The organism is Kitasatospora sp. NPDC085464, from assembly GCF_044541955.1.
Lineage (GTDB): Bacteria > Actinomycetota > Actinomycetes > Streptomycetales > Streptomycetaceae > Kitasatospora.
The window spans coordinates 15,662-39,036 of the sequence record NZ_JBITTM010000002.1; the positions used below are offsets into that span (position 1 = coordinate 15,662).

The window sequence follows — 23,375 nt, forward strand, 5'->3', positions numbered from 1 at the left end:
GCAGCCTCAGGTCGCCGTCGGCGCCCCCGGACGGGAAGCGCGGCCGTCGCCCGACAGGTCGGCCAGCGGCGCGCTGCCCAGCACCCCGCCGAGCAGCCCGGGGCCGGAGCTCGGGCTGGACTTGGGCGCCGAGCCCGAGCCGCCGGGGCCCGGGGTGCTGCGCTGGGCGGGCGCGGAGCCGCCCGCCCCGGCGGACGGGGCGCCGGTCGCCGGGGAAGAGCCCCCGCCGGTCTCCGACTTGCCGGAGTGCCCCTTGCCGCTCGGCGTCGGGGTGGCCGGCTTGGAGGTCGGCGCGGTGGACGGGGTGGTCGCGCTCGGCGTCGGGGTGGCCGGGCGCGGGGCGGCGGGCGAGGGCGTGGTGGACGGCCCCTTGCCGGCCGGGGCACCGGACGGACTGCCGGACGGCCACACCGGGGTGCCGTAGTCGGTGGCCGGGCGGGTCGGTGCCTCGTGCGCGCGGGCGCCGGTGCGGACGGCGGCGCCGAGCATCGAGCCGAGCAGCAGGGTCAGGCCGACGACGACCGTGGTGACCATCGCGCCCCGGCGCAGCACCCGGCGGCGCAGCGCCCCGGAGGCGTCCGCGCCGAACCGCCGCCAGGCCTCCAGGTTGAGCCGGCCGTCCAGCGAGGCGAACGGGGCCCCGGCGATCAGCAGCGGGCTCCAGGCCGCGAGGAAGATCAGGTCGGGCGTGTCGTAGACCGGTACGGCCCGCCAGCTGACGGTGAACAGCAGCGCGGCGGAGAGCACCATCGCGGCCCCGGCCGCGAGCCGCTGCCAGAGGCCGAGGACGGTCAGCACGCCGACCACGATCTCGGTGAACGAGACGACCAGGCCGGCCCCCACCGGGTGCGCCATGGCGAAGGCCAGGAGCGGCTCGGCGACCTTCCAGGGGTGCAGCGAGGACAGCCAGCGCATCATCGAGCCGCGCTCGCCGCCGTCGAAGTACACCGGGTCGCACAGCTTGCTGAACCCGGCGTAGACCGAGAGCGAGCCGAGGACGGCGCGCAGCGGCAGCAGCACCAGGCCGAGGTCGACCCGGCGGCCCGGGTACCAGGGCTGCCGGCCCTCGGCGTCGGCGGCGGAGACCTCGGGCAGCTCGCCGCTCGGGGTCCAGCCGTGCGGCTCGCCGACCGGGCCGACGCCGGCGTCGGTGGCGGTGCCGTTGCCCTCCCGGGGCTGGCGCGGGACGGTCCGGGCGCCGGCCAGGGACGGGATCACCTGGGTGTCCGCCTCGGCCAGGCCGACGCCGCCGCGCCCCGGCGCTCCGCCGTGGCGCACGGCCTCCAGCAGTTGGGTGGCCGCGAGGTCCCCGGGGGGCGCCTGGCCGGTCCAGGTGACGGCGGTGACCCGGCCCTTGCGGCGCTGTGCGCCACCGGCCACGGCCCCGGCCAGCGCCGGGACGGCGGAGGCGGGCACGACGACCTGCGGGGTGACCAGCGGACGGCGGATCAGGCCCTGGTTGGCGTACGGGTCGCCGAACGCGGCGCCGGTGGACAGCAGTCCGACCGGTGCATCGATCAGCGGCGCCACCGGCGCGCCGAGCCGGAGCCGGAAGCTCGCCTGGGTGCTGCTGAGCCGCGCGGGGTCCGACTCCACCTTGACCGTGTTGAGACCGGGGCCCGCGTCTATCCCGGTACTGCCGCCGCCGAACAGGGGGCGCCGAGGTGTTCTGGTGTCCACGCCCGTCTAACCGGGTGACGGCCGCTTAGGACACTCTCCCGGGTGGATGTCCGGCGCACACTTGAAGTGATCATGAAAAAAGCGATCGGGCCCGGTCGGACCCGATCGCCTTCCATTCGGACTGCGGGCAATTCGGAAGATCGCCTGCGCCCCGGCCGTCACCCGTGCTCAGGGCCGCGCCCGCCACTCGCGCTCAGGGCCCGGCCCGTCACCCGTGCTCAGGGCCCGACGCGCACCGCCACCTTCCCGACCGCCTCCGCAGCCGCTCCGGCCGCCTCAGCGCTTGGCGCGCAGCCGAGCGGCCTCGTACAGCACGATGCCCGCCGCGACACCGGCGTTCAGCGACTCGGTCAGGCCCGACATCGGGATCCGCACCCGCATGTCGCAGGTCTCCGAGACCAGCCGGGACAGGCCCTTGCCCTCGCTGCCCGCGACGACCACCACGGGGCCGGTCAGCAGCTCCAGGTCGCCCAGCTCGGCCTCGCCGTCGGCGGCCAGGCCGACCACCATCAGGCCGGCCTTCTGGTAGGCCTCCAGGGTGCGGGTCAGGTTGGTGGCCCGGGCGACGGGCAGCCGGGCGGCGGCGCCGGAGGAGGTCTTCCAGGCACCGGCGGTCATGCCGGCCGCGCGGCGCTCGGGGATGACCACGCCGTGCGCGCCGAAGGCGGCGGCGGAGCGGACCACGGCGCCGAGGTTGCGGGAGTCGGTGACCCCGTCCAGGGCGATGATCAGCGCGTCCTGGCCGGCGTCGGCGGCGTCCGCCAGCAGGTCGTCGGGGTGCGCGTACTCGTACGGCGGGACCTGGAGCACCAGGCCCTGGTGGTTCATCCCGCCGGTCATCTGGTCCAGCTGGGCGCGCGGGGCCTCCATCAGCGGGATGCCGCGGTCGTTGGCGGCCTGGAAGGCGTCGCGGACGCGGTCGTCGGTGTCGATGAACTGCTGGACGTACAGCGCGTTGGCCGGCACGTCGCCCTGCAGGGCCTCGACGACGGAGTTGCGGCCGAAGACCAGCTCGGCGCTGCCCGCGCCGCCGCGGCCGCCCCGGCCGCCGGCACCGGCCCGGCGCATGCCGGCGCGGGCCTTGGCGTCCCGCTCGCGCTTGATCGCGGCGTTGGCGGCGCGCTGCTTCGGGTGGCCCTTGCGCTCCGCGCCGGGAGGGGTCGGGCCCTTGCCCTGGAGCGCCTTCCGGCTGTGCCCGCCGGTACCGACAGACGCGCCCTTCTTCGATCCGGGGTTGCGGCGGTTCCTGCGCTGGCTGTTGCCGGCCATGGCTGTACTTCCTGTCTGTCCGGCATGCCCGGCCGCCCCGCTTCTGTCCGGCGGCGGCCGACGGCATGCGCTACGTCATGCGGGAGGGCCGCACCGGTGCGGCACGGCCCACCCATCACCCCGATCGTCAGATGGGGTTACTGGCTGTTGATCGTCCAGCGCGGGCCGGACGGGGTGTCCTCGATGGCCAGCCCGGCCAGGCCGAGCTGGTCGCGGATGGCATCCGCGGTGGCGAAGTCCTTGCGCTGGCGCGCCGCCTGCCGCTGGTCCAGGACCAGGCGGACCAGCGAATCGACCACACCGTGCAGGTCCTCGCCGCGGTCCGTCCCGGCCCACTGCGGGTCGAGCGGGTCGAGGCCCAGCACTCCGAGCATCGCACGGACCTCGGCCAGTCGCGCCACCACGCTCTCCTTGTCGTCCGCGTTCAGGGCGCTGTTGCCCTGGCGGACGGCGGTGTGCACGACGGCCAACGCCTGCGGCACACCGAAGTCGTCGTCCATCGCCTCGGCGAAGGCCGGCGGCACCTCGGGCGCCGCGTCGACCGTGCCGCAGCGCTCGACGGCGCGCTGGACGAAGCCCTCGATCCGGCCGAAGCCGGCCTCGGCCTCGCGCAGCGACTCCTCGCTGTACTCGATCATCGAGCGGTAGTGCGGAGCCGCCAGGTAGTAGCGGAGCACGATCGGCCGCCAGGCACGGACCATCTCGGAGACCAGCACCGAGTTGCCCAGCGACTTGCTCATCTTCTCGCCGGCCATGGTGACCCAGGCGTTGTGCACCCAGAAGGCGGCGAAGTCGTCACCGTAGGCCTTGGACTGGGCGATCTCGTTCTCGTGGTGCGGGAAGATGAGGTCCAGCCCGCCGCCGTGGATGTCGAAGGCCGCGCCCAGGTACTTGTGGGCCATCGCCGAGCACTCCAGGTGCCAGCCCGGACGGCCGCGGCCCCACGGGGTCTCCCAGCTCGGCTCGCCGGGCTTGGTGGCCTTCCACATCGCGAAGTCGCGCTGGTCCCGCTTGCCGGTCTCGCCCTCGCCGCTCGGCTGGCGCAGGTCGTCCAGCTTCTGGTTGGAGAGCGCGAGGTAGTCCGGGTAGGACTTCACGTCGAAGTAGACGTTGCCGTCGGCCGCGTAGGCGTGGCCCTTCTCGATGAGGCCCTGCATCATCTCGATCATCTCGGGGATGTGCCCGGTGGCCCGCGGCTCGACGGTCGGCGCCAGGCAGCCGAGCGCGGTGTAGCCGTCGTTGAAGGCGCGCTCGTTCTCGTAGGCGATCTGCCACCACGGCGTGCCGAGCTCGCGCTCCTTGGCGATGATCTTGTCGTCGATGTCGGTGACGTTCCGGGCGAAGGTCACCTGGTAGCCGCGGTAGGCGAACCACCGCTGCATGATGTCGAAGTTGAGCCCGGAACGGATGTGCCCGATGTGAGGCGCCGACTGGACGGTAGCGCCGCACAGGTAGATCGAGACACAACCCGGTACAAGCGGGACGAAGTCGCGTACCTGGCGGGTGCTGGTGTCGTACAGACGAATGCTCACAGCGTCAAGCGTAGTGGGCAGCGGGGGGTGCCCCGCCACATTCCCCGGGACGGGGGTGCACGATCCCGGGGAACGGCAGGTCGCGGGCGGAACGGATCAGAGGCTGCCGACCACCTTGCGGGGGGTGAGCCGCACGATCACCCGGACGTCGTCCGGGCCGTCCCAGGTGTACTTGTCCACCCCGCGGTACTTGGCGGCCAGCTCGTCGATGAGGTCCCGGCCGCCCTCGGTGGTCATGGTGACCTCCCCGCGCGCCTCCAGGTACTCGTACGGGCTGTCCGCCGGGTTGAGCAGGATCGAGACGCGCGGGTCCCGCACCAGGTTGAGGTGCTTGCGACGGCCCTCGACGGTGGAGAACAGGATGTCGTCGCCGTCCCGCTTGACCCAGACCACCGAGGACTGGGGGCTGCCGTCGGGCTGGATGGTGGAGACCACGGCGAAGCTCTTGCCGTCGATCAACGCCTTGGCACGGTCGGAGAGTTGGGCGGTCATCTGGCGAACCTCATCTCGTCGGCGGCGGTAACGGCCCGAGGGGGAAGCCCCGCGCGGGCCCGAAGCCGAACAGTATCGACTCGGGCCCCCGCGCCAGCTGGTGAACACCCGTCAGGTGCGGATTTCCTCCGCGCCCCGCCCGCCCCACCGGTCCGCCCGACCACCGCCCCACCGGTCCGCCCCACCGGTCCGCCCGACCGGCCGGCCTCAACGCCGCTCGTACACCAGGGCGGTGGCGATCGCGGCCAGCCCCTCGGCCCGGCCCGTCAGGCCCAGGCCGTCGGTGGTGGTGCCGGAGACCGAGACCGGCGCACCGGCGGCCTCGGACAGCGCGGCCTGCGCCTCGGCCCGCCGCTTGCCGATCTTCGGCCGGACCCCGATCACCTGGACCGAGATGTTGCCGATCTCGAAGCCCGCCTCGCGGACCAGCCGGGCCGCCTCGCCGAGCAGCTTCACCCCGGAGGCGCCGGACCACTCCGGGCGGTCGGTGCCGAAGTGGGCACCCAGGTCGCCGATCCCGGCGGCCGAGAACAGCGCGTCGCAGGAGGCGTGCGCGGCCACGTCGGCGTCCGAGTGCCCGGCCAGCCCGACCCCGGCGTCCGGCCACTCCAGACCGGCGACCCACAGCGGGCGGCCGGCCTCGAAGGCGTGCACGTCGGTGCCGATCCCGACGCGGGGCATCACGACGGCGGGGGCGCCGGGGGCGGCGGGGGTCTGCGGGTCAGTAGGCATCAGCGGCCCTCCGGCGGGCGAGTACGGCCTCGGCGAGCACGAGGTCCAACGGACGGGTGACCTTGAACGCCTCCTCGTGGCCGGGCACCACGACGACCCGGTCGCCGTAGCGCTCGACCAGGCCGGCGTCGTCGGTGACCGGCGGTGCGCCGGCGGCGCCGGCGCTCTCCTCGGCCAGCGCCTTGGCGTGCACCTCGACCAGGGTGGCGCGGTCGAAGCCCTGCGGGGTCTGCACCGCGCGCAGGGTGGACCGCTCGGGCGTGTCGAGCACCGGCTCGGGGCCGCCCGGGTTCGGCTCGACCCGCTTCACGGTGTCGGCCAGCGGCACCGCGGGCACCACGGCCCGCGCCCCGGCCCGCACGGCGGCCGCGACGGCGTCCACCACCTCGACCGGCACCAGCGGACGGGCCGCGTCGTGCACCAGGACGATCTCCACGTCCTCCGGGATCGCGGCCAGGCCCAGCCGGACCGACTCCTGGCGGGTCGCGCCGCCGGCCACCACGCGGATGTCCTTGCCGTCCAGCCCGTGGCTGTCCAGCAGGGCGACCACCTCGGCCACCCCGTCGGCGGGTGCGGCGACCACGACCAGGCCGACCGCCCGGCTGCGGGCCAGTGCCCGGACGGCGTGCACCAGGAGCGGCACACCGCCCAGCTCCCGCAGGGCCTTCGGGGCCCCGGGGCCCAGGCGCTCACCGCGCCCGGCGGCGGGCACCACTGCTGCTGCGACTGCTGCTGACGCGTTCAGGTTTCACTCCTTCGGCGAAGTGGGTATGGCCATGGCGTGCCCGGCGGGCGCAAGGGCCCCTTCCGAAGAACCACGGTCCGCTGCCCGCCGCACAGCTCCGCAGGACCCGTGTCCGCGCTCCGCGGGAGATCCGCGAAAGGGCGGGTACGGGAACGGTCCCACAGGCCCCGGCCGGTTCGGTGGGCCCGGGCGGGAGGCGTCGTCCGGACACGCCTCAGCGCCCGGAGTGCCACTGCACCACTCCCGGACGGTTCGTCCGAGGAGCGGCGCGCCGGCACCGGGCGCTGTGAGCGTTGGGCGGCAGCCCGACCGCATGCGGTGACGCGTGCGCTACGAGGCGAGGACCTCGTCGAGCAGCGTTTCCGCCTTGTCCTCGTTGGTGTTCTCCGCCAGCGCGAGCTCGCTGACGAGGATCTGGCGCGCCTTCGCGAGCATCCGCTTCTCGCCGGCCGAGAGGCCGCGCTCGCGCTCGCGACGCCAGAGGTCGCGCACAACCTCGGCGACCTTGATAACGTCGCCCGAGGCGAGCTTCTCCAGGTTCGCCTTGTAGCGGCGGGACCAGTTGGTCGGCTCTTCCGTGTACGGTGCGCGCAGCACCTCGAAGACCCGGTCCAGACCCTCCTGGCCGACTACATCGCGCACGCCGACGAACTCCGCGTTCTCGGCGGGCACGCGGAGCGTCAGGTCTCCCTGCTGCACCTTGAGCACCAGGTAGGTCTTGTCCACACCTTTGATCTGGCGAGTTTCGATGGCCTCGATCAGCGCGGCCCCGTGATGGGGGTAGACCACCGTGTCGCCAACCTTGAACGTCATGTGACAGGACCCCTTCCGTGGCTTTCCAGAATAACACGCTTCTCGGCGCACCCGAAGGGCGTTTTCGCAGGTCAGGGCAGGTCTCGGGGCTTGACAAGCACCCCCATGACGTGCTGCGACCGGTGTTCGAGAGGGGCTTCCCGCAGGTCGGAGGCGGTTCCGGGGTTCGACGAAACCCTTGCGCAACACCCCCGCAACCATGATTGGATCTTGAGCTTTCACCCCTTTTCCGGTCGCGGCCCAATCGTTATTCGATTTTGGTCGAAGCTTGTCCGCGATGTGACCTGGACATGGCGGACGTACCGCCGGACGGCTCCCGGCGGCCCCCGGGAGTGCGACACGGGGACCACCCCGTGAGGAGCGCATAAGTGAGGTCGATAATCTGAGACCTGACCTACCGACACGTGACTTAGGAGAAGCCGCCGCCGTGAGCCGCAGCCTTCGACGCGGCAGCATCGCCGCCATCGCCGCCATCGCCATCGCCTCGCTGTCCTCCTGCGCCGCCGGCAACACGCCGGACACCCTGCAGGTCAAGCCCGACAACGCGGCGGCAACCATCGGGACGCACCTGAAGCTGAACAACATCGTGGTCGTCACCGGGGAGGGCACCTCCGGCGACTACACCGGGCCCGCCAACGTGGTCGTGAACATCGCGAACACCTCGGACGTCCCGGCCGAGCTGCAGTCCGTCACCGTCGACACCGCCGCTGCGACCCTGGCCGACGCCGCGGGCGCCCCGCTGACCGGCCTCGTCATCCCGGCCGGCGGCGCCGTCGCGATCGGTGGTCAGGGCAACCCGACCGCCACCGTCCCCAACGCCACCGTCCACGTCGGCGGCTTCGCCGCCACGACCTTCACCTTCAAGGACGGCCAGAAGGTCGACGTCCAGGCCGGCGTGAGCCCGGACGGCAAGGGCCTCTACAAGGGCTACGGCCCGACCCCCTCGCCGACCGTCGCGCCCGTCAAGACCACCCCCGGCGCGACCGCCCCGGCCGCCGGTGCCACCACCACCCCGGGCGCCACGACCACCCCCGGTGCCACCACCGCCCCGGGCACGGCCACCGGCACGGCCGTCCCGGCCGGCGCCACCACCCCGGCCGTCCCGGCCGCGCACTGACCCTGTGCACCGCCTCCGGCGGGCCCGCCCGGGCCCGCCGGAGCGACGCGAAGGCCCCCTCCGGCGACTGCCGGCGGGGGCCTTCCGCGTAGGACGCGCAGGAGGGGAGGCTACGGCTTACGGCTCGAACTTGTAGCCCAGGCCGCGCACGGTGACCAGGTAGCGCGGCGCGCCCGGGTCCGGCTCGATCTTGGCCCGCAGGCGCTTCACGTGGACGTCCAGGGTCTTGGTGTCGCCGACGTAGTCCGCGCCCCAGACCCGGTCGATCAGCTGCATGCGGGTGAGCACCCGGCCCGCGTTGCGCAGCAGCATCTCCAGCAGGTCGAACTCCTTGAGCGGCAGGTCGACCTTGGCGCCGTCCACGGTCACCACGTGCCGGTCCACGTCCATCCGGACCGGGCCCGCCTCCAGGGCGCCCGGGCCGCCGCCGTTGTCGCCCGCACCGCCGTCCTCGCCGCGGCGCCGCAGCACCGCGCGGATCCGGGCGACCAGCTCCCGGGTGGAGTACGGCTTGGTGACGTAGTCGTCAGCGCCTATCTCCAGCCCGACGACCTTGTCGATCTCGCTGTCCTTGGCGGTCACCATGATCACCGGGACGTTCGACCGCACCCGGAGCTGGCGGCAGACCTCGGTGCCGGGCAGGCCCGGCAGCATCAGGTCAAGCAGGACGAGGTCGGCACCGTTGCGTTCGAACTGCTCCAGGGCGTCGGGGCCGGTGGCGGCCACGGCCACCTCGAAGCCCTCCTTGCGGAGCATGTACGAGAGGGCGTCGCTGAACGACTCCTCGTCCTCGACCACCAGTACTCGGGTCACGATCAAGCCTCCGGGGCAAACTGCGGGGTTGTGTCTGACAGGTGTTGTTCCCGCTCCCCGGCGGGGAGCGAACGGCCGGTGCGGTCCGTGTGGGCCGTACGGTCCGTGGTGAGGGTCCGGGGTGCCGCGGCGGGCGCGGCGGCGTGCGGCTCGTGGTCGGGCTCGGCGTCCGTCCCGGCGGGCCGGTCGTGGTCGGCGGAACGGCCGTGGTCGGCGCGCTCCGCGGGCTCGTCGTGCTCGTCGTACTCGTCGGGCTCGTCGGCGGGCACCTGCGCGGCGGGCAGGCGGAGGGTGAAGGTCGACCCCTGGCCCTCGACGCTCCACACCGACACGGTTCCGCCGTGCGAGGCGGCGACGTGCTTCACGATGGAGAGGCCGAGGCCGGTGCCGCCGGTGGCCCGGGAGCGGGCCGGGTCGACGCGGTAGAAGCGTTCGAAGACCCGCTCGCGGTCCTTCTCGGAGATGCCGATGCCCTGGTCGGTGACCGAGATCTCGATGAGCTCGCCGTCAGCCTCCCCGAGCGCCGCGGCGCTGGAGATCCGGCGGGTGGCGATCGCCACCCGGGTGCGGGGCGGACTGTAGTTGACGGCGTTCTCGACCAGGTTGCCGAGCGCGGCGGCGAGCTGGCCGCGGTTGCCGTGCAGGTAGAGGCCGGCGATGCCGCCCGCCGCGATGAGGATCTGCTTGGCGGCCGCCTGCTGGCGGCAGCGGTCGATCGCCTCGGCGATCAGCTCGTCCACCGCGACCGGCTCGGGGTCGACCATCAGCCGGTCGTCCTGGACCCGGGAGAGGTCGATGATCTCCTGAACCAGGCTGGCCAGCCGAGCGGCCTCGACCTGCATGCGGCCGGCGAAGCGCTGCACCGCCTCCGGGTCGTCGGACGCGTCGACGACCGCTTCGGACAGCAGCGACAGGGCGCCGACGGGGGTCTTGAGCTCATGGCTGACGTTGGCGACGAAGTCCCGGCGGACCGCCTCCACCCGGCGCCGCTCGGTCTGGTCCTCGACCAGCACCAGCACCAGCCGGGAGCCCAGCGGGGCCACCCGGACGGAGACCGCGAGCGGCTCGGCCGCGCGGGCCGCGCCCGGTCGGGGCACCTCCAGCTCGACCTGGCGGATCTCGCCGTCCCGGCGGGTGCCGCGGGCCAGCGCGAGCATCTGGTCCACGGCGACCGCACCGCCGCGCACCAGGCCCATCGCGTACGCCGCCGAGCTGGCCTTGACCACCTCGTCGCCCTCGCCGAGCACGATCGCGCAGGAGCGCAGCACGGAGAGCACGGTGTCGACCCCTGGCGGCAGGGGCGGCTCGGGGTTGCCGGTGCCCAGTGCCTGGTACCGGCTGTGGTTCCTGCCGCTGGTGCCGCTGTACTTGCCCCTGGCCTGCTCGCGCTCGCTCCAGCGGAATGCGATGGAGGCGGTGAGGCCGACGCCGAGCCCGGCTATGGCGCAGGCAGCGGCGGCGGCCACGTTCACGTCCATGTGGCCAGCGTAAGCGCACGGCCAGGCCACTCCCCAAGGGCTGGATCAAGGCATCGATCACACGTTGCCGAGAATTCACCTTCATGTAGCTGTCGATTCACCGCACTGGCCGTGCTGCGTCGCCCTGGCGGCGGAAAGTTGGCCGGGCAGCCCGTGTGGGAGAGACCGGTGTGCCGTTCGACGGCCACCGGCTCAGGTGTGCGCGTACGATGCGCGCCACCAGCAGCGGTCGCCCGGACGCCGCAACGGCGGTCGGACGGGTCGACCGGTCGGCACCGCCACCGACACAGCTTCTGAGGAGAGAACATGCGCGACGCGTACCACGAGGAACTCGATGCGATCGGCGACAGCCTGGTCGAGATGGCCCGGCTGGCCGGCTCCGCCCTCGGCCGCGCCACCACCGCCCTCCTCGACGCGGACCTGGCGCTGGCGGAGAGCGTGATCGCCGCCGACGAGAACATCAACGAGTTGCACCACGAGCTGGAGAACCGGGCGATCGACCTGCTCGCCCGCCAGCAGCCGGTCGCCACCGACCTGCGGATAGTCGTCACCTCGCTGCGGATGAGCGCCGACCTGGAGCGCTGCGGCGACCTCGCCCGGCACGTCGCCAAGGTCGCGCGGATGCGCTACCCCGACACGGCCGTGCCGCGCGACCTGCACTCCACCGTCCTGGAGATGGGCCAGCTCGCCCAGCGCCTGGTGGCCAAGGCCGGCCTGGTGATCGCCACCAAGGACGTCGACAAGGCCCTGGAGATGGAGCAGGACGACGACGCCATCGACACCCTGCACCGCGAGCTGCTGTCGCACCTGATCGACGAGCGCTGGCACCACGGCATCGAGACCGCCGTCGACATCACCCTGGTCGGCCGCTACTACGAGCGCTTCGCGGACCACGCGGTGTCGGTCGCCAAGCGCGTGGTGTACCTGGTGACGGGCGAGCACGTGGCCGAGTTCGTGGCCGCCTCCGAGACCTCGGAGGCCGGCTCGGCGGAGTGAGCCCCGTTCCGAGGGCCACTCCCCGAGGGGCGGGTAAACCCGTGGCGGCGGTGGTGCGGGCGCACGGTCTTCCGTACGCCCCACCACCGCGCGCCCGTTGACGCTCCCTCCGTCCGGCGGTTTCACTCGACGTATCGGGCGCCGCAGTGCGCCCGCTTCACGGAGGGAACGCTCGATGAAGGCCAACCCGACCCGCCCGGCACCCGCCCGCGACACCGTCGAGCCGCCCGCCCCGAAACTGCTGCCCGTCCTCGCCGCCGGCTGCGGCTGCGGCCCGGGTTGCGGCTGCGGCTGCCAGTCCGGTGCGCCCTGCCAGTGCGGTGGCGCGGACGGCGGCTGCTGCGGCGGGCACTGACGGCCTCGGGTGCACGACCGCCGTGGGCGACGGCCGTGCACCCGGTGGCCCGCGCCCGGTCCGCACCGGACCCGCGCCTTACCCGCGTCAGGCGTCAGGCGTCAGGCGTCAGAACGTGACGTCGGTGCAGGAGTAGAAGGCGTTCCCGGTGTCGGCGATCTCCCAGACCGCGACGATCACCTGGTGGCCGGTGCGCCCGCCCGGGACGGTCGCGGTGTGGCTGAGCGTGCTCGGCACCTGCTTCCCGCCGTACGGGACGGTCAGGAAGGGCGTCAGCTCCAGGCTCGCCCGGGTGACCGGCCGGCTCGCGTCGTAGCCCGGCTTGGTCAGGTAGTACTTGAAGTTCGTGGTGGCGTGCCGGGCGGTGAACCGCCAGGTGAAGGTGAGCTGTCGGCCCGCCGTCACCGGTGTGGTCGGCCAGGCGCCGCCGTGCGGGTCGTCCAGCTCGGCGAAGCGCGCGTTGCCGCCGGCGCAGATGGTGCCGTCGGACGGGCCGGCCGACGGGAAGCCCTTCGGCCCCTCGACGCTCTGCGGCTCCCACTGGATATCGCCGCAGTCCCAGGCGACCGCGTCCGCGGCGCAGAGCGCGGCCCGGCTGGGCGGGGTCGAGATGTACCCGTGCGAGGACGCCGGGAGGGCGAAGGTGAGCGGGATCGCCAGTGCGGCGACCGCCGCCCCGACGATGTGACGTGTGCGCATGGTGCTCCTCCGTGGGGGTGGATGGAGAGTGCGCCGGGGCGCGGACGCGCACGTGGGGGTGCGGGCCCGGACGGGGAGGTCCATGGCATGCCCGCGCCGGCCCGGTGCCCTCACGGTAGGAGCCGCCGCCACCGCCCGTCAATGGTCTGAACCATTTTCGGATTCGCCCAACTCGCCTGCTGGACAAGCCCGTTGAACGCAAAGGCCCCGCCCCGGCGAACCGGGTGGCGGGGCCTGCTCGCCCTCTCGGGCGTGCTGCTCGGGCTTACTTCTTGCCCTGGTTCTTGACCGCCTCGATGGCCGCCGCGGCGGCGTCCGGGTCGAGGTAGCGGCCGCCCTTGGTGACGGGCTTGAAGTCGGCGTCCAGCTCGTAGACCAGCGGGATGCCGGTCGGGATGTTCAGGCCGGCGATGGCCTCGTCGGAGACGCCGTCGAGATGCTTGACCAGCGCGCGCAGGCTGTTGCCGTGGGCGGTGACCAGGACGGTCTTGCCGGAGGCGAGGTCCGGGACGATGGCGTCGTACCAGTACGGGAGCATCCGCTCGACGACGTCCTTCAGGCACTCGGTGCGCGGACGCAGCTCGCTCGGGATGTCGGCGTAGCGGGCGTCACCGGCCTGCGAGTACTCGGAGTCGTCGGCCAGCACCGGCGGCGGGGTGTCGTAGGAGCGGCGCCACAGCTGGAACTGCTCCTCTCCGAACTCGGCCAGGGTCTGGGCCTTGTCCTTGCCCTGCAGCGCACCGTAGTGCCGCTCGTTCAGGCGCCAGCTGCGGCTGACCGGGATCCAGTGGCGGTCGGCCTTGTCCAGGGCGATCTGCGAGGTGCGGATGGCGCGGCGCAGCAGCGAGGTGTGCAGCACGTCGGGGAGCAGACCCTCCGCGGCCAGGAGCTCGCCACCACGGGCGGCCTCCTTCTCACCCTTCTCGTTGAGGTCGACGTCGACCCAACCGGTGAACAGGTTCTTCTGGTTCCACTGGCTCTCGCCGTGACGGAGCAGGATGAGTCGGTACGTCGTGTCAGCCATGGGCCCCAGCTTAGTGGAGGGCCCGAAAACCCCTGGTGGGGACCTTACCGAGCTGTGTAACGTGTGCTCCGCGCATCTGCCACTTACATGCGTCGGCTGACCGGGCCTGCCCGCGCCGCTCAGCGGACGCCTGCCCTCGGGAGCCCCCACATGCTCGTCGCCGACCGGTTCCGACGAATGATCCAGGAGACGGCGGGCGGACTGCCGCGCCGGTTCTGGTGGCTCTGGGTCGCGACCCTGGTCAACCGGCTCGGCGCCTTCGTAGTCACCTTCCTGGCGCTCTACCTCACCAGCAGCCGCGGGTACTCCCCTGCCTACGCGGGCCTGGTCGCCTCCCTGTTCGGCCTGGGCTCGGCGGCCTCCTCGATCGTCGCCGGGGTGCTGACCGACCGGATCGGGCGCCGGCCCACCCTGCTCGCCGCCCAGCTCGGCACCGCACTGTTCACCGTCGTGCTCGGCTTCACCGACGGCCGGGTGGCGATCGCGGTGGTGGCCTTCCTGGTGGGGTTCTGCAACAACGCCACCCGGCCGGCCATCTCGGCGATCATCGCGGACATCGTCCCCGCCGCCGACCGGGTCCGCGCCTACTCGCTGAACTTCTGGGCGATCAACCTGGGCTTCGGCCTCTCCTCGGCGGTCGCCGGTCTGATCGCCACCCACGGCTACCTGATGCTCTTCCTGCTGGACGCGGTCTCCACGGTGCTGTGCGCCGTGGTGATCTTCCTCAGGATCCCGGAGACCAAGCCCGACACCCCGGCGGGCGCCAGGGCCGACGAGCCCACGGTCGGCCTCGTCACGGTGTTCCGCGACAGCCGCTTCATGGCCGTGGTCGGCCTCACCCTGCTGCTCGCCCTGGTGCTGCAGCAGGGCGCCACCACCCTCGCGGTGGACATGGACCGCCAGGGGATCACGTCCTCCGAGTACGGCCTGGTCATCGGACTGAACGGACTGCTGATCGTGCTGCTGCAGATCCCGCTCACCCGGTGGGTGGAGAGCCGCAGCCGCTCGGCCATGCTCGCGGCGGCCTCGCTGTTCATCGGCTGGGGATTCGGGATGACGGCCCTGGCCGGGTCGTCCGCGTGGTTCTACGCCTTCACGGTGGCGGTCTGGACGGTCGGCGAGATCCTCTACACCCCGACCCTGATGGGCCTGATCGCCGAGTTGTCGCCGACCCACGCCCGCGGGCGCTACCAGGGCGTCTACGGGCTCTCCTGGTCGCTCGCCTCGTTCCTCGGCCCGGCCGTGGGCGGTGTGCTGCTGGAACGGGCCGGCGGCGGGGCGCTGTGGGGCGCGTGCGGGGTCATCGGCACGGTCGCCGCGGTCGGCTACGTGACGCTGGGCGGGCGGACCGGTACCGCTGTCGCCGCCCGCTCCGGCGAGGTCGTCGCGGTCACGGCTCCCACGACGGAGGCCGTCCCGGCACCTGCCTCGGAGGCCGCCTCGGAGGCCGCGAAGGCCCCCGCGGGCGCCTGAGCCCCGGCGGCCGACCCGCCGTCAGCCGTCAGCCGGCGGCCGGGGCGGAGCCCGGAGCGCCGTCCCGAGCGTCGTCCGGGGCGGCGAGGTGGGCGAAGGCGGCCAGGTTGCGGGTGGACTCCCCGCGCTTGGTGCGCCACTCCCACTCGCGCCGGATCGCCGAGGCGAAGCCCAGCTCCAGCAGCGTGTTGAAGGGCTCGTCGGCGTTCTCCAGCACCGTCCCCAGCAGCCGGTCCACCACCACCGGGGTGAGCGCCTCCAGCGGCAGCCGGCCCGCCAGGTAGACGTCGCCGAGCGCGTCGACCGCGTAAGCGACGCCGTACAGCTTGGTGTTGCGCTCCAGGAGCCAGCGGTAGACGGCCTCGTGGTTCTCGTCCGGGCGGCGGACCACGAAGGCGTTCACCGACAGGGTGTGGTCACCCACCCGCAGGGCGCAGGTGGTGCTCAGCTTCCGGGTGCCCGGAAGGGTCGCCACCAGCGTGTACGGGTCGGTGGCGGCCGGCTCCCAGGCCACCCCGGCGTCGTCCAGGGCGGTGCGCAGGAGGGTCAGGGCCTCGTCCTTGGTGCGGATTGCCATGAAGGTGACGTTACTCGCCGGTACCGGGCGGGCGCAGCCTCAGGTGAGCCGGCGCCCGTCGGGCCCGGCCTCAGGTGAGCCGGCGCCGGGCGGCGGCCAGCCGACCGGCCGGGCGGGCCAGGCTGCCGGCGTACACCTCGGCGGTGGTCGCGGCGGCGGTGTCCCAGCCGAAGCCCGCCGCGTGCCGGGCCGCCGCCGCACCGCGCCGGGCCACCAGCGCCGGATCGGTGACGTACGGCTCCAGGGCGTGCGACCACTCCAGCGGGTCGTGGCCGCGCACCAGGCTGCCGGTCTCGCCCTCCCGCACGGCGACCGGCAGGCCGCCGACCGCGGCCGCCACCACCGGGGTGCCGCAGGCCTGGGCCTCCAGCGCCACCAGGCCGAAGGACTCGCTGTACGAGGGCATCACCAGGGCCGTCGCCGCGCGGTACCACTCGGCGAGCCGCTCCTGGCCGACCGGCGGGTGGAAGCGCACCACGTCGGAGATGCCGAGCTGGGCGGCGAGCTTGTGCAGGCTCTCCGGCCGGGCGAGCCCCGTGCCGGACGGCCCGCCGACGACCGGCACCACCAGGCGCTCGCGCAGTTCGGGGCGGCGGGCCAGCAGCGCGGCGACCGCCCGCAGCAGCACGTCCGGGGCCTTGAGCGGCTGGATCCGGCCGGCGAAGAGCAGCACGGCGGCGTCCTGCGGCAGGCCCAGTCGGGCGCGGGCGGCGGCCGGCGCCGCGGCACCGGCGGGGCGGAAGACGTCCAGGTTGACCCCGGGGTGGACGACGGCCAGCTGGTCCGGCCGGGCGGAGTAGTGCAGCGCCAGCTCGGCGGCCTCCTCGGTGGTGTTGGCGATCAGCCGGTCGGCCGCCTCCACCACCTGGGTCTCGCCGATCACCCGGGCCACGGGCTCGGGCGTGTCGCCCTCGGCCAGCGCGGCGTTCTTGACCTTCGCCATGGTGTGCATCGTGTGCACCAGCGGGACGCCCCAGCGCTGCGCGGCCAGCCAGCCGACCTGGCCGGAGAGCCAGTAGTGCGAGTGCACCAGGTCGTAGTGGCCGGGGCGGTGGCCCGCCTCCGTGCGCAGCACCCCGTGGGTGAAGGCGCAGAGCTGGGCCGGCAGGTCCTCCTTGACCAGGCCCTCGTACGGCCCGGCGGTGACGTGGCGGACCAGCACGCCCGGCGCCAGCTCGACCGTCGGGGCGTCGTCCGAGCAGATCGCCCGGGTGAACACCTCGACCTCGATGTTGAGGTCGGCCAGGCGCTTGGCCAGCTCGACGATGTAGACGTTCATCCCGCCGGCGTCCCCGGTGCCGGGCTGGTGCAGCGGCGAGGTGTGGACGCTGAGCATGGCTATCCGGCGCGGCCTGCGGCGGCCCGGGACGAGCGACTGGAGCCGGCCGCGCGCGGGCACGGCGGACTGGGCACGGCGTACCGAACGGACGGGGTGCTGGATCACCTGGCTGAAGCCTCCTCTGTGCGGCCCGTCTAGGCGGTCCGCGCCGGGCCGCCCGTTGTCCGGTGTGCGCTGCCCCGTCCGGGCACACATCACCACCAGTGTGCCAACCACGCGGGCGGCGCCCGGCATTCCCGCTTCGGCCCACGAGCATCACCGGACCGTCCGACCGGCCGAACGGACCGGCATCACCCCAGGTCAGCACGGTGCCGCCGGGCCCCGACTACCCTTCTGGGCATGGCTGCCTCCTTCGACCCCGCGACCGCCGCGCCCTCCCGCGGGCGGACCGGGCGCCCGGTGGGGACCGTCACCCGGGGCACCACCAACACCAACCGGCTGCGCCGGATGGACCGCTGGATCGCCCACACCCTGGGCCGCACGCTGCGCGCCGCCGCGCTCCCGCCGGTGGCGGTGGACCTCGGCTACGGCGCCGCGCCGTGGACGGCCGTCGAGCTGGCCGCCCGGCTGCGCGCGGTGCGGCCGGACGTCCGGGTGGTCGGGATCGAGATCGAGCCGGAGCGGGTCGCGGCCGCGCTGCCGTACGCCGAGCCGCCGCTGCTCACCTTCCGGCGCGGCGGCTTCGAGGTGCCGCTGGACGGCGGCGCGCCGGCCCGGCTGATCCGGGCGGCCAACGTGCTGCGGCAGTACGACGAGGCGGCGGTGGCCGGGGTCTGGGAGCGGCTGTGCGCGCGGCTCGCCCCGGACGGCCTGCTGGTCGAGGGCACCTGCGACGAGATCGGGCGGCGGCACGTCTGGGTCGCGCTCGGCCCCGAGGGGCCCCGGACGGTGACCTTCGCGGCCCGGCTCGGCGGCCTCGGGCAGCCCTCCGACCTCGCCGAGCGGCTGCCGAAGGCGCTGATCCACCACAACGTGCCGGGCCGGCCGGTGCACGCCTTCCTGGCCGACTTCGACCGGGCCTGGGCGGCGGCCGCGCCGTACGGGGCGTTCGGGGCCCGGCAGCGCTGGGTGGCGGCCTGCACGGCGCTCGCGGGCAGCTGGCCGCTGGTGGACGCGCGCGGGCGGTGGCGGCAGGGCGAGGTCACGGTGCCCTGGTCGGCGCTCGCCCCGTAGGCACCGCGGCTGCCCGTGGCGGTCGCGGTGGTGGCGGCCGCGGTCCCGGGTGTGGGCGTGGGCGTGGGGCCGCGGTGCCGGCGGGAGCTGGTGAGCGACCCGATACATTCACTCGAACGAGTTATCGAATATCTCTGGCGTGTTGACGCCTCGTCACGCCACGATGGACCCGACCGAGCGGCGACACCACACGCCGCCCGGTGCGCACCACGCCCCGCCGTCAGCCGTCAGTCGTCCCGCCCGAGCAGCTCCCGCCGGGCCCGCTCGAACACCTCGTACATGTCCGACCCGAACAGCACGAACCGCACCTCCACCGGCTGCGCGCCCGCCTCCGCGTCACCGCTGTCCAGCACCTCCGCGACGGCGCCCAGCGCGATCCGGGCCGCGTCCGCCGGCGGCCAGCCGTAGATCCCGGCCGACACGGCCGGGAAGGCCACCGTGCGCGCGCCCAGCTCCGCCGCGACGCGCAGCGACTCGCGATAGCAGGAGGCCAGCAGCTCCGCCCGCTCCTCGTACTCCTCCGCCCGGTACACCGGCCCGACGGTGTGCACCACCCACCGGGCGGGCAGCCGTCCGGCCGTCGTCGCCACCGCGCGCCCGGTGGGCAGCCCCTTGCCCCAGTGCGAGGCGCGCAGCCGGCGGCACTCCTCCAGGATCTGCGGCCCGCCCCGGCGGTGGATCGCACCGTCCACCCCGCCACCTCCCAGGAGGGACGAGTTCGCGGCGTTCACCACCGCGTCCACCTGCTGTTCCGTGATGTCACCCTCGACCAGGGTGATCCGTGTCACCACCGTCTGCCCCCTTCTCCGCCCCGCGCGGCAGCCGCCGCACCGGGCATCCGAGCCGTCGTCCGAGTCCGATCACCACACCGCCACCGGCGTGGCAATAACCACAACGGCGCCGGTCGGCCGAAGAAATCCCCGGAGATCACGTTATGGTCGCGAGAAGTTCCCCGACGCACGGTGCCAGCCGGGCACTGCGGACGGACGTCGACCGTTACGCAGTCGGGGAAAGGGAGGAACCACCGATGCCCGCAACGGGAGACGGGCGGGCACCTGGTGCCGCGGACCTGCCGGGCGCCCACGGCGCCCCCGTCGGCCATGCCCGCAAACGCCCGGCCACGACCGGCCCGGTGACGGCTCCCCCGATACCTCACCCCCGCTCGCAGGCGCTCCGGGCCGCGCACGCCGCCCACCCCTCCCACATCGCCGAGGTGGCCCCCGCACCGGGCCCGGAGGGCCCCGCCGACGGCGCCGCGCCGCTGCGGCTGCTGGTCATCGAGGACGACGCCTCGGACGCCCAGCTGATCAAGGCGGCGGCGGCCGACAGCGGCACCTCGATCGAGATCCACTGGGCCCGCGGGCTCGACCAGGCCATCGCCCAGCTGGCCCGGCCCGCGCTCGCGAACCGGCGCGGCCGCTCCCGCGGCCCCGAGTTCGGCTGCGTGCTGCTCGACCTCGCCGCACCGGCCGACCTGCCGCACCCGTCCGACTCCTCCGACGGACTGGAGGGCCTGCACGAACTGCTCCGCCGGGCCCCGCACATCCCCGTCGTGGTGCTCACCGACGCGGCCGGGGCCGAGCTCGGCGCGGCCGCCGTCGCCGCCGGCGCCCAGGACTTCCTGATCAAGCACGAGACGGACGGCCCGCTGCTGGCCCGCGCCCTGCGCTACGCCGTCGAGCGCAAGCGCGCCGACGAGTCGCAGCGACGCCTCGTCGAGGCCGAGCTGCGCGGCCAGGAGAACGCCCGCCTCCAGCGCCACCTGCTGCCCACCCCGCTGCTGGACGGCGCCGGCCTCTCCTTCACCCGGCGCTACCGCCCCGGCCGCCGCCGCGCCCTGCTCGGCGGCGACTTCTACGACGCCGTGCGCACCGACGACGGCACCGTCCACGTCGTGATCGGCGACGTCTGCGGGCACGGCCCGGACGAGGCCGCGCTCGGCGTCGCCCTCCGGATAGCGTGGCGCACCCTGGTCTTCGCCGGCCTCACCGGCGAGACCCTGCTCACCACCCTCCAGCACGTGCTGGAGCACGAGCGGCGCAGCGACGAGATCTTCGCGACGCTCTGCATGCTCGTCATCGCACCGGGCGGCTCCGACAGCGCGCTCGACTCGCTCGGCACCGGCGAGACGGCCCGGCTCTACCTCGCCGGGCATCCGGCCCCGCTGCTCCTCGGCCGCGACCACGAGCCGGTCACCCTGCCCGCCGACCTCGCCGGGCCCGCGCTCGGCCTGCTGCCGTGCCACGACGGGCAGGCCGCCTGGCCCGCCCACGAGATCGAACTCCGGCCCGGCTGGCGGCTGTTGCTCTACACCGACGGCCTGATCGAGGGCCGGGTCGGGGCCGGCTCCCGCCGCCTGGGACAGGACGGGCTCGCCGGGCTGGTCGGCGACCACCAGGCCGCCGGGCTGACCAGGGGGCGGCTGGTCGACAGCGCCATCGCCGAGGTCGAGGAGCTGAACGGCGGCGCACTGACCGACGACGTCGCGGTGCTGCTGCTGGAGCGCAACCCGGTGCAGCTGATCCTCGGCTGACGGGCCGGCAGCTCGACAGACCGGCAGCTCGACGGACCGGCGGACCGACGGACCGACGGGGCGCCGGACACGCAGCGGCCCGGGCGGGTGAACTCCCCGCCCGGGCCGCTGCGTTGTCGCTTTCCGGCCTACCAGGGGCCGTACGGGCCGGTGTTGCTCCGGCCGCCCCGGCCGCCGCCTCCGGTCAGCGCCCGGATCGCGGGGCGGACGTCCACCACGTAGACGATCGAGGCGACCAGACCGGCCAGCGTGCCGATGCCGGTGAAGAAGTTCACCCCGAACAGGAAGTCCCAGCCGAAGGAGATCGCGAGGATCGCGACCCAGAACCCCTTGGTCTTCTTGTCCGCCGCCCGGTACGCGTCCTCCCGGCGGGTGGCCGCGTCGACCAGGGCGAACAACTTGTAGGCCAGGATGGCGATCGTGGCCCACCAGATCGGGTTCAGGTAGGAAAAGGCCAGAATCTGGAGCACTCCGACCATCACGATCTCCTCAGTCTCTCGATTCCGGCGTCACGACCGCCGTCCATCCTGGCACGGCGGCCACCCGCACGGGTGTCAACGTTCCGTGGCCACCGGATGTGCCCTCCGTGGAGGGCCGTGCTCACTCCGCGTCGGCGGCGGCGGACTTGCGAGCCCGGGCGGACTTCTTCGGCGCCGGCTCGGCGGCCCCGTCCGCCACCGGTTCGGCCTCGACGACCGGCTCGTCCTGCACCGGCTGCGCGGCCGGTTCGGCGGCCTCGGCCGGCGCGGCCGGCGCGGCCGGGCGGGCCTTCTCCACCACGACCTTGCCGCGCTCGGCCAGCTCGTCGTACGTCTCCTTGGCCTTCACCGCCAGCTCGACCGCGCGGCCCACCTGCTGCAGGGCGAAGCCCTGGGCGCGCTCCTGCAGGGCCTTGAGGTCGGTGGGCAGGGCGTTGACGGCTTCGCCGACCTTGGCCGGAGCCCCGATCAGCAGCGACTGCGCCTCCTGGAGCCTGGCGCCGGCCTTCTCCTGGGTGCCCTTGCGGTCCGCCGCCAGCGCCTCGACCTTGCCCGGCACCTCGCGCAGCTTCTCGTACGCGAGGTCCCCGGCGCCGGCCAGGGCGTACAGCGGGGTCGGGTCGCTGAGGGTCTTCTTGATCTCGTCGGTGATCGGCATGGTTACCGGTCCTCCCGGTGGGTGTTCTGGGTGGCTGAGCCGTCGGTCGTCGCACCGGGGACCGGAGCGGCGTTCTCCTTGAGGAAGGCGTCGTAGACCGCGAGCAGCGCCTGCTTCTGCTGCTCGTTGATCAGCGGATCGGCCAGGATCGAGGCCCTCAGTTCCAGGCCCTCACCCCGCCGCTCCTCCAGGATCCCGGCCTGGACGTACAGCGTCTCCGCCGAGATCCGCAGCGCCTTGGCGATCTGCTGCAGGATCTCCGCGCTCGGTTTGCGCAGCCCGCGCTCGATCTGGCTGAGGTACGGGTTGGACACGCCGGCGGCCTCCGCCAGCTGCCGCAGCGAGTACTGCGCGCTGCGGCGCTGCTCCCGGATGTACTCGCCGAGCGAGCCGACGTTGAGTGAGGCCATGCGGACAGCGTGCAGCACCCTGCTTGCAAATGCAAGCAGGGTGCTAGCGCGAGCAAACGTGTCGGGCCGGCGGGCCGGTCAGGACAGGTGGGCGAGCAGCAGCTCGGTGAGCCGTTCGGGGGTGCGCAGCGGGAGGTAGTGGTCGGCGGCCGGGACGAGGTGGCCCCGGGCGCCCGGGATGTCGGCGGCGAGCCGCTCGGCGATCGCCGAGATCTCGGGGTGGTCCCGGTCCCCGTGGAGGACCAGGGTGGGGGCGCCGACCTCGCCGAGGCGGGACTCCGCGGACCGCTCGGGCGCGCCGGCCAGGTAGCGCTCGCTGACGATGCGGCGCGCCGTGTTCTCCTCGACCATCGCCGCGATCAGCTCGCCGCCCGGCGCCGTCCGGCCCATGGCGGCCCAGACGGACAGCTCCAGTTCGGCCAGGGCCGCCGCGTCGCCCCGCCGGCGGGCCTCGGCGTAGGCGGTGGTCCCGGGGGACGCCGGCCAGTCGTGGCCGCTGACCGAGGCGCCGACCAGCGCCAGGGCGGTCACCCGGCCCGGATGGGCGAGGGCGAAGTCCAGCGCCGTCTCCCCGCCCATGCTGAGGCCGACCAGCGCGGCGCTCGCCAGGGCGAAGTGGTCCAGGACGGCGCGCAGGTCCTCGACGTCGTCGAACGGCCGCTCCGGCTCGGTCGAGCGGCCCAGCCCCCGGGCGTCGTAGCGGATCACGTCGTGGTGACGGGCGAGCTCCGGGAGGACTGCGTCCCACAGCCGGGAATCCATGCCGGAGCCGTGCAGCAGCACCACCGGGCTGCCGGAGCCGTCGCGCGCCGCCCACAGCCGGCCTCCGCCGGGGGCGGGGACGTGGACCTCGGACCCGGGGCGACCGGTGCGCTGGCTCATGCGGCGATCCTCTCAGAGCCCCCGCGCGGCCGGACCGGTCCGGCCGGGCACCGTCGGCCGGGCGGGCACCGTCGGCCGGGCGGGCAGACAGGCAAACAGGCAGACA

The 23,375-nt window shown here is 74.0% G+C and carries 24 protein-coding genes; 6 read left to right on the plus strand and 18 right to left on the minus strand.

All coding sequences use genetic code 11. The annotated features are described in order from the left end of the window. Positions 1-6: 6 nt before the first annotated feature. The 7 genes from ACIGG8_RS01740 to ACIGG8_RS01770 form a co-directional block, all read right to left on the minus strand. Positions 7-1,596, minus strand: coding sequence for a DoxX family membrane protein (locus tag ACIGG8_RS01740; RefSeq protein WP_396544794.1), 1,590 nt, complete (start codon positions 1,594-1,596; stop codon positions 7-9). Positions 1,597-1,956: 360 nt separating this feature from the next. After that, complete coding sequence (rlmB, locus tag ACIGG8_RS01745; protein WP_350521675.1) at positions 1,957-2,949, minus strand: 23S rRNA (guanosine(2251)-2'-O)-methyltransferase RlmB; 993 nt, start codon at positions 2,947-2,949, stop codon at positions 1,957-1,959. A gap of 137 nt (positions 2,950-3,086) precedes the next feature. After that, positions 3,087-4,481, minus strand: a complete 1,395-nt coding sequence (cysS, locus tag ACIGG8_RS01750) for a cysteine--tRNA ligase (protein WP_350521676.1) — start codon at positions 4,479-4,481, stop codon at positions 3,087-3,089. 96 nt (positions 4,482-4,577) lie between these two features. Beyond that, entirely contained in the window at positions 4,578-4,973 is a 396-nt protein-coding gene (locus ACIGG8_RS01755; RefSeq protein ID WP_350521677.1) for a PPOX class F420-dependent oxidoreductase, read from the minus strand. A gap of 207 nt (positions 4,974-5,180) precedes the next feature. Beyond that, on the minus strand, positions 5,181-5,705 hold the full coding sequence (ispF, locus tag ACIGG8_RS01760) for a 2-C-methyl-D-erythritol 2,4-cyclodiphosphate synthase (protein WP_396544796.1): 525 nt from the start codon (positions 5,703-5,705) through the stop codon (positions 5,181-5,183). Continuing rightward, entirely contained in the window at positions 5,695-6,450 is a 756-nt protein-coding gene (ispD, locus tag ACIGG8_RS01765) for a 2-C-methyl-D-erythritol 4-phosphate cytidylyltransferase (RefSeq protein WP_396545223.1), read from the minus strand. The genes ispF and ispD overlap by 11 nt, the downstream gene beginning before the upstream one ends. Positions 6,451-6,780: 330 nt before the next feature. Continuing rightward, entirely contained in the window at positions 6,781-7,263 is a 483-nt protein-coding gene (locus ACIGG8_RS01770) for a CarD family transcriptional regulator (protein ID WP_014136563.1), read from the minus strand. Positions 7,264-7,690: 427 nt separating this feature from the next. Between ACIGG8_RS01770 and ACIGG8_RS01775 the strand changes: the two genes are divergently transcribed. Beyond that, the gene (locus ACIGG8_RS01775; RefSeq protein WP_396544799.1) at positions 7,691-8,380 is read left to right on the plus strand and encodes a DUF461 domain-containing protein; all 690 of its coding nucleotides are present in this window, start codon (positions 7,691-7,693) and stop codon (positions 8,378-8,380) included. Between the two features lie 117 nt (positions 8,381-8,497). Here the strand turns inward: ACIGG8_RS01775 and ACIGG8_RS01780 are convergent, their stop codons facing one another. Then, positions 8,498-9,193: a response regulator transcription factor gene (locus tag ACIGG8_RS01780; protein ID WP_031069385.1), complete on the minus strand. Its 696-nt coding sequence runs from the start codon at positions 9,191-9,193 to the stop codon at positions 8,498-8,500. A gap of 2 nt (positions 9,194-9,195) precedes the next feature. Beyond that, positions 9,196-10,671: a sensor histidine kinase gene (locus ACIGG8_RS01785; protein WP_396544801.1), complete on the minus strand. Its 1,476-nt coding sequence runs from the start codon at positions 10,669-10,671 to the stop codon at positions 9,196-9,198. Positions 10,672-10,977: 306 nt separating this feature from the next. Between ACIGG8_RS01785 and phoU the strand changes: the two genes are divergently transcribed. Both phoU and ACIGG8_RS01795 read left to right on the plus strand, forming a co-directional pair. Beyond that, positions 10,978-11,667, plus strand: a complete 690-nt coding sequence (phoU, locus tag ACIGG8_RS01790; RefSeq protein ID WP_350521681.1) for a phosphate signaling complex protein PhoU — start codon at positions 10,978-10,980, stop codon at positions 11,665-11,667. Positions 11,668-11,842: 175 nt separating this feature from the next. Further along, positions 11,843-12,022: a hypothetical protein gene (locus ACIGG8_RS01795; protein ID WP_350521682.1), complete on the plus strand. Its 180-nt coding sequence runs from the start codon at positions 11,843-11,845 to the stop codon at positions 12,020-12,022. 108 nt (positions 12,023-12,130) lie between these two features. Here ACIGG8_RS01795 and ACIGG8_RS01800 read toward each other — a convergent pair whose 3' ends face one another. After that, on the minus strand, positions 12,131-12,721 hold the full coding sequence (locus ACIGG8_RS01800; protein ID WP_396544804.1) for a lytic polysaccharide monooxygenase: 591 nt from the start codon (positions 12,719-12,721) through the stop codon (positions 12,131-12,133). A 265-nt stretch (positions 12,722-12,986) separates the two neighbouring features. Further along, the gene (locus tag ACIGG8_RS01805; protein WP_350521684.1) at positions 12,987-13,745 is read right to left on the minus strand and encodes a phosphoglyceromutase; all 759 of its coding nucleotides are present in this window, start codon (positions 13,743-13,745) and stop codon (positions 12,987-12,989) included. 150 nt (positions 13,746-13,895) lie between these two features. Here ACIGG8_RS01805 and ACIGG8_RS01810 point away from each other — a divergent pair, with 150 nt between their 5' ends. Beyond that, entirely contained in the window at positions 13,896-15,218 is a 1,323-nt protein-coding gene (locus ACIGG8_RS01810) for an MDR family MFS transporter (RefSeq protein ID WP_396544806.1), read from the plus strand. A 28-nt stretch (positions 15,219-15,246) separates the two neighbouring features. On the opposite strand, the gene ACIGG8_RS01815 is transcribed toward ACIGG8_RS01810, so the two are convergent. Then, positions 15,247-15,795, minus strand: a complete 549-nt coding sequence (locus ACIGG8_RS01815; RefSeq protein WP_396544808.1) for a YbjN domain-containing protein — start codon at positions 15,793-15,795, stop codon at positions 15,247-15,249. A gap of 70 nt (positions 15,796-15,865) precedes the next feature. Beyond that, positions 15,866-17,236 (minus strand): D-inositol-3-phosphate glycosyltransferase, encoded by a 1,371-nt coding sequence (mshA, locus tag ACIGG8_RS01820; protein WP_396545225.1) that lies wholly within the window; start codon positions 17,234-17,236, stop codon positions 15,866-15,868. 237 nt (positions 17,237-17,473) lie between these two features. On the opposite strand from mshA, the gene ACIGG8_RS01825 reads away from it, so the two are divergent. Continuing rightward, positions 17,474-18,307 carry a class I SAM-dependent methyltransferase gene (locus ACIGG8_RS01825; protein WP_350521687.1) on the plus strand — a complete coding sequence of 278 codons (834 nt, stop codon included), beginning with the start codon at positions 17,474-17,476 and terminating at the stop codon, positions 18,305-18,307. Between the two features lie 227 nt (positions 18,308-18,534). On the opposite strand, the gene ACIGG8_RS01830 is transcribed toward ACIGG8_RS01825, so the two are convergent. Further along, a complete protein-coding gene (locus ACIGG8_RS01830; protein ID WP_396544810.1) occupies positions 18,535-19,095 on the minus strand; it encodes an O-acetyl-ADP-ribose deacetylase in 561 nt (186 codons plus the stop codon). 239 nt (positions 19,096-19,334) lie between these two features. On the opposite strand from ACIGG8_RS01830, the gene ACIGG8_RS01835 reads away from it, so the two are divergent. Then, positions 19,335-20,840, plus strand: coding sequence for a SpoIIE family protein phosphatase (locus ACIGG8_RS01835; RefSeq protein ID WP_396544812.1), 1,506 nt, complete (start codon positions 19,335-19,337; stop codon positions 20,838-20,840). 128 nt (positions 20,841-20,968) lie between these two features. Here the strand turns inward: ACIGG8_RS01835 and ACIGG8_RS01840 are convergent, their stop codons facing one another. The 4 genes from ACIGG8_RS01840 to ACIGG8_RS01855 all read right to left on the minus strand — a co-directional run bounded on the left by ACIGG8_RS01840 (position 20,969) and on the right by ACIGG8_RS01855 (position 23,269). Further along, entirely contained in the window at positions 20,969-21,319 is a 351-nt protein-coding gene (locus ACIGG8_RS01840) for a DUF2516 family protein (protein WP_350521690.1), read from the minus strand. Positions 21,320-21,440: 121 nt separating this feature from the next. Next, a complete protein-coding gene (locus ACIGG8_RS01845; RefSeq protein ID WP_396544815.1) occupies positions 21,441-21,977 on the minus strand; it encodes a hypothetical protein in 537 nt (178 codons plus the stop codon). Positions 21,978-21,979: 2 nt separating this feature from the next. After that, a complete protein-coding gene (locus ACIGG8_RS01850; protein WP_396544817.1) occupies positions 21,980-22,387 on the minus strand; it encodes a helix-turn-helix domain-containing protein in 408 nt (135 codons plus the stop codon). A 78-nt stretch (positions 22,388-22,465) separates the two neighbouring features. After that, positions 22,466-23,269, minus strand: coding sequence for an alpha/beta fold hydrolase (locus tag ACIGG8_RS01855; RefSeq protein WP_396544819.1), 804 nt, complete (start codon positions 23,267-23,269; stop codon positions 22,466-22,468). Positions 23,270-23,375 lie beyond the last annotated feature (106 nt).

Excerpts from the sequence above, each read along its gene's own strand:
- ACIGG8_RS01825 (WP_350521687.1), top strand. The coding sequence starts at position 17,474 with ATGGCTGCCTCCTTCGACCCCGCGACCGCCGCGCCCTCCCGCGGGCGG.
- ACIGG8_RS01850 (WP_396544817.1), bottom strand. The coding sequence starts at position 22,387 with ATGGCCTCACTCAACGTCGGCTCGCTCGGCGAGTACATCCGGGAGCAG.
- ACIGG8_RS01795 (WP_350521682.1), top strand. The coding sequence starts at position 11,843 with ATGAAGGCCAACCCGACCCGCCCGGCACCCGCCCGCGACACCGTCGAG.
- ACIGG8_RS01845 (WP_396544815.1), bottom strand. The coding sequence starts at position 21,977 with ATGCCGATCACCGACGAGATCAAGAAGACCCTCAGCGACCCGACCCCG.
- ACIGG8_RS01835 (WP_396544812.1), top strand. The coding sequence starts at position 19,335 with ATGCCCGCAACGGGAGACGGGCGGGCACCTGGTGCCGCGGACCTGCCG.
- ACIGG8_RS01855 (WP_396544819.1), bottom strand. The coding sequence starts at position 23,269 with ATGAGCCAGCGCACCGGTCGCCCCGGGTCCGAGGTCCACGTCCCCGCC.
- ACIGG8_RS01810 (WP_396544806.1), top strand. The coding sequence starts at position 13,896 with ATGCTCGTCGCCGACCGGTTCCGACGAATGATCCAGGAGACGGCGGGC.
- ispF (WP_396544796.1), bottom strand. The coding sequence starts at position 5,705 with ATGCCTACTGACCCGCAGACCCCCGCCGCCCCCGGCGCCCCCGCCGTC.
- ACIGG8_RS01770 (WP_014136563.1), bottom strand. The coding sequence starts at position 7,263 with ATGACGTTCAAGGTTGGCGACACGGTGGTCTACCCCCATCACGGGGCC.
- rlmB (WP_350521675.1), bottom strand. The coding sequence starts at position 2,949 with ATGGCCGGCAACAGCCAGCGCAGGAACCGCCGCAACCCCGGATCGAAG.
- ACIGG8_RS01785 (WP_396544801.1), bottom strand. The coding sequence starts at position 10,671 with ATGGACGTGAACGTGGCCGCCGCCGCTGCCTGCGCCATAGCCGGGCTC.
- ACIGG8_RS01805 (WP_350521684.1), bottom strand. The coding sequence starts at position 13,745 with ATGGCTGACACGACGTACCGACTCATCCTGCTCCGTCACGGCGAGAGC.
- phoU (WP_350521681.1), top strand. The coding sequence starts at position 10,978 with ATGCGCGACGCGTACCACGAGGAACTCGATGCGATCGGCGACAGCCTG.
- ACIGG8_RS01815 (WP_396544808.1), bottom strand. The coding sequence starts at position 15,795 with ATGGCAATCCGCACCAAGGACGAGGCCCTGACCCTCCTGCGCACCGCC.
- ACIGG8_RS01755 (WP_350521677.1), bottom strand. The coding sequence starts at position 4,973 with ATGACCGCCCAACTCTCCGACCGTGCCAAGGCGTTGATCGACGGCAAG.
- ACIGG8_RS01840 (WP_350521690.1), bottom strand. The coding sequence starts at position 21,319 with ATGGTCGGAGTGCTCCAGATTCTGGCCTTTTCCTACCTGAACCCGATC.
- ACIGG8_RS01800 (WP_396544804.1), bottom strand. The coding sequence starts at position 12,721 with ATGCGCACACGTCACATCGTCGGGGCGGCGGTCGCCGCACTGGCGATC.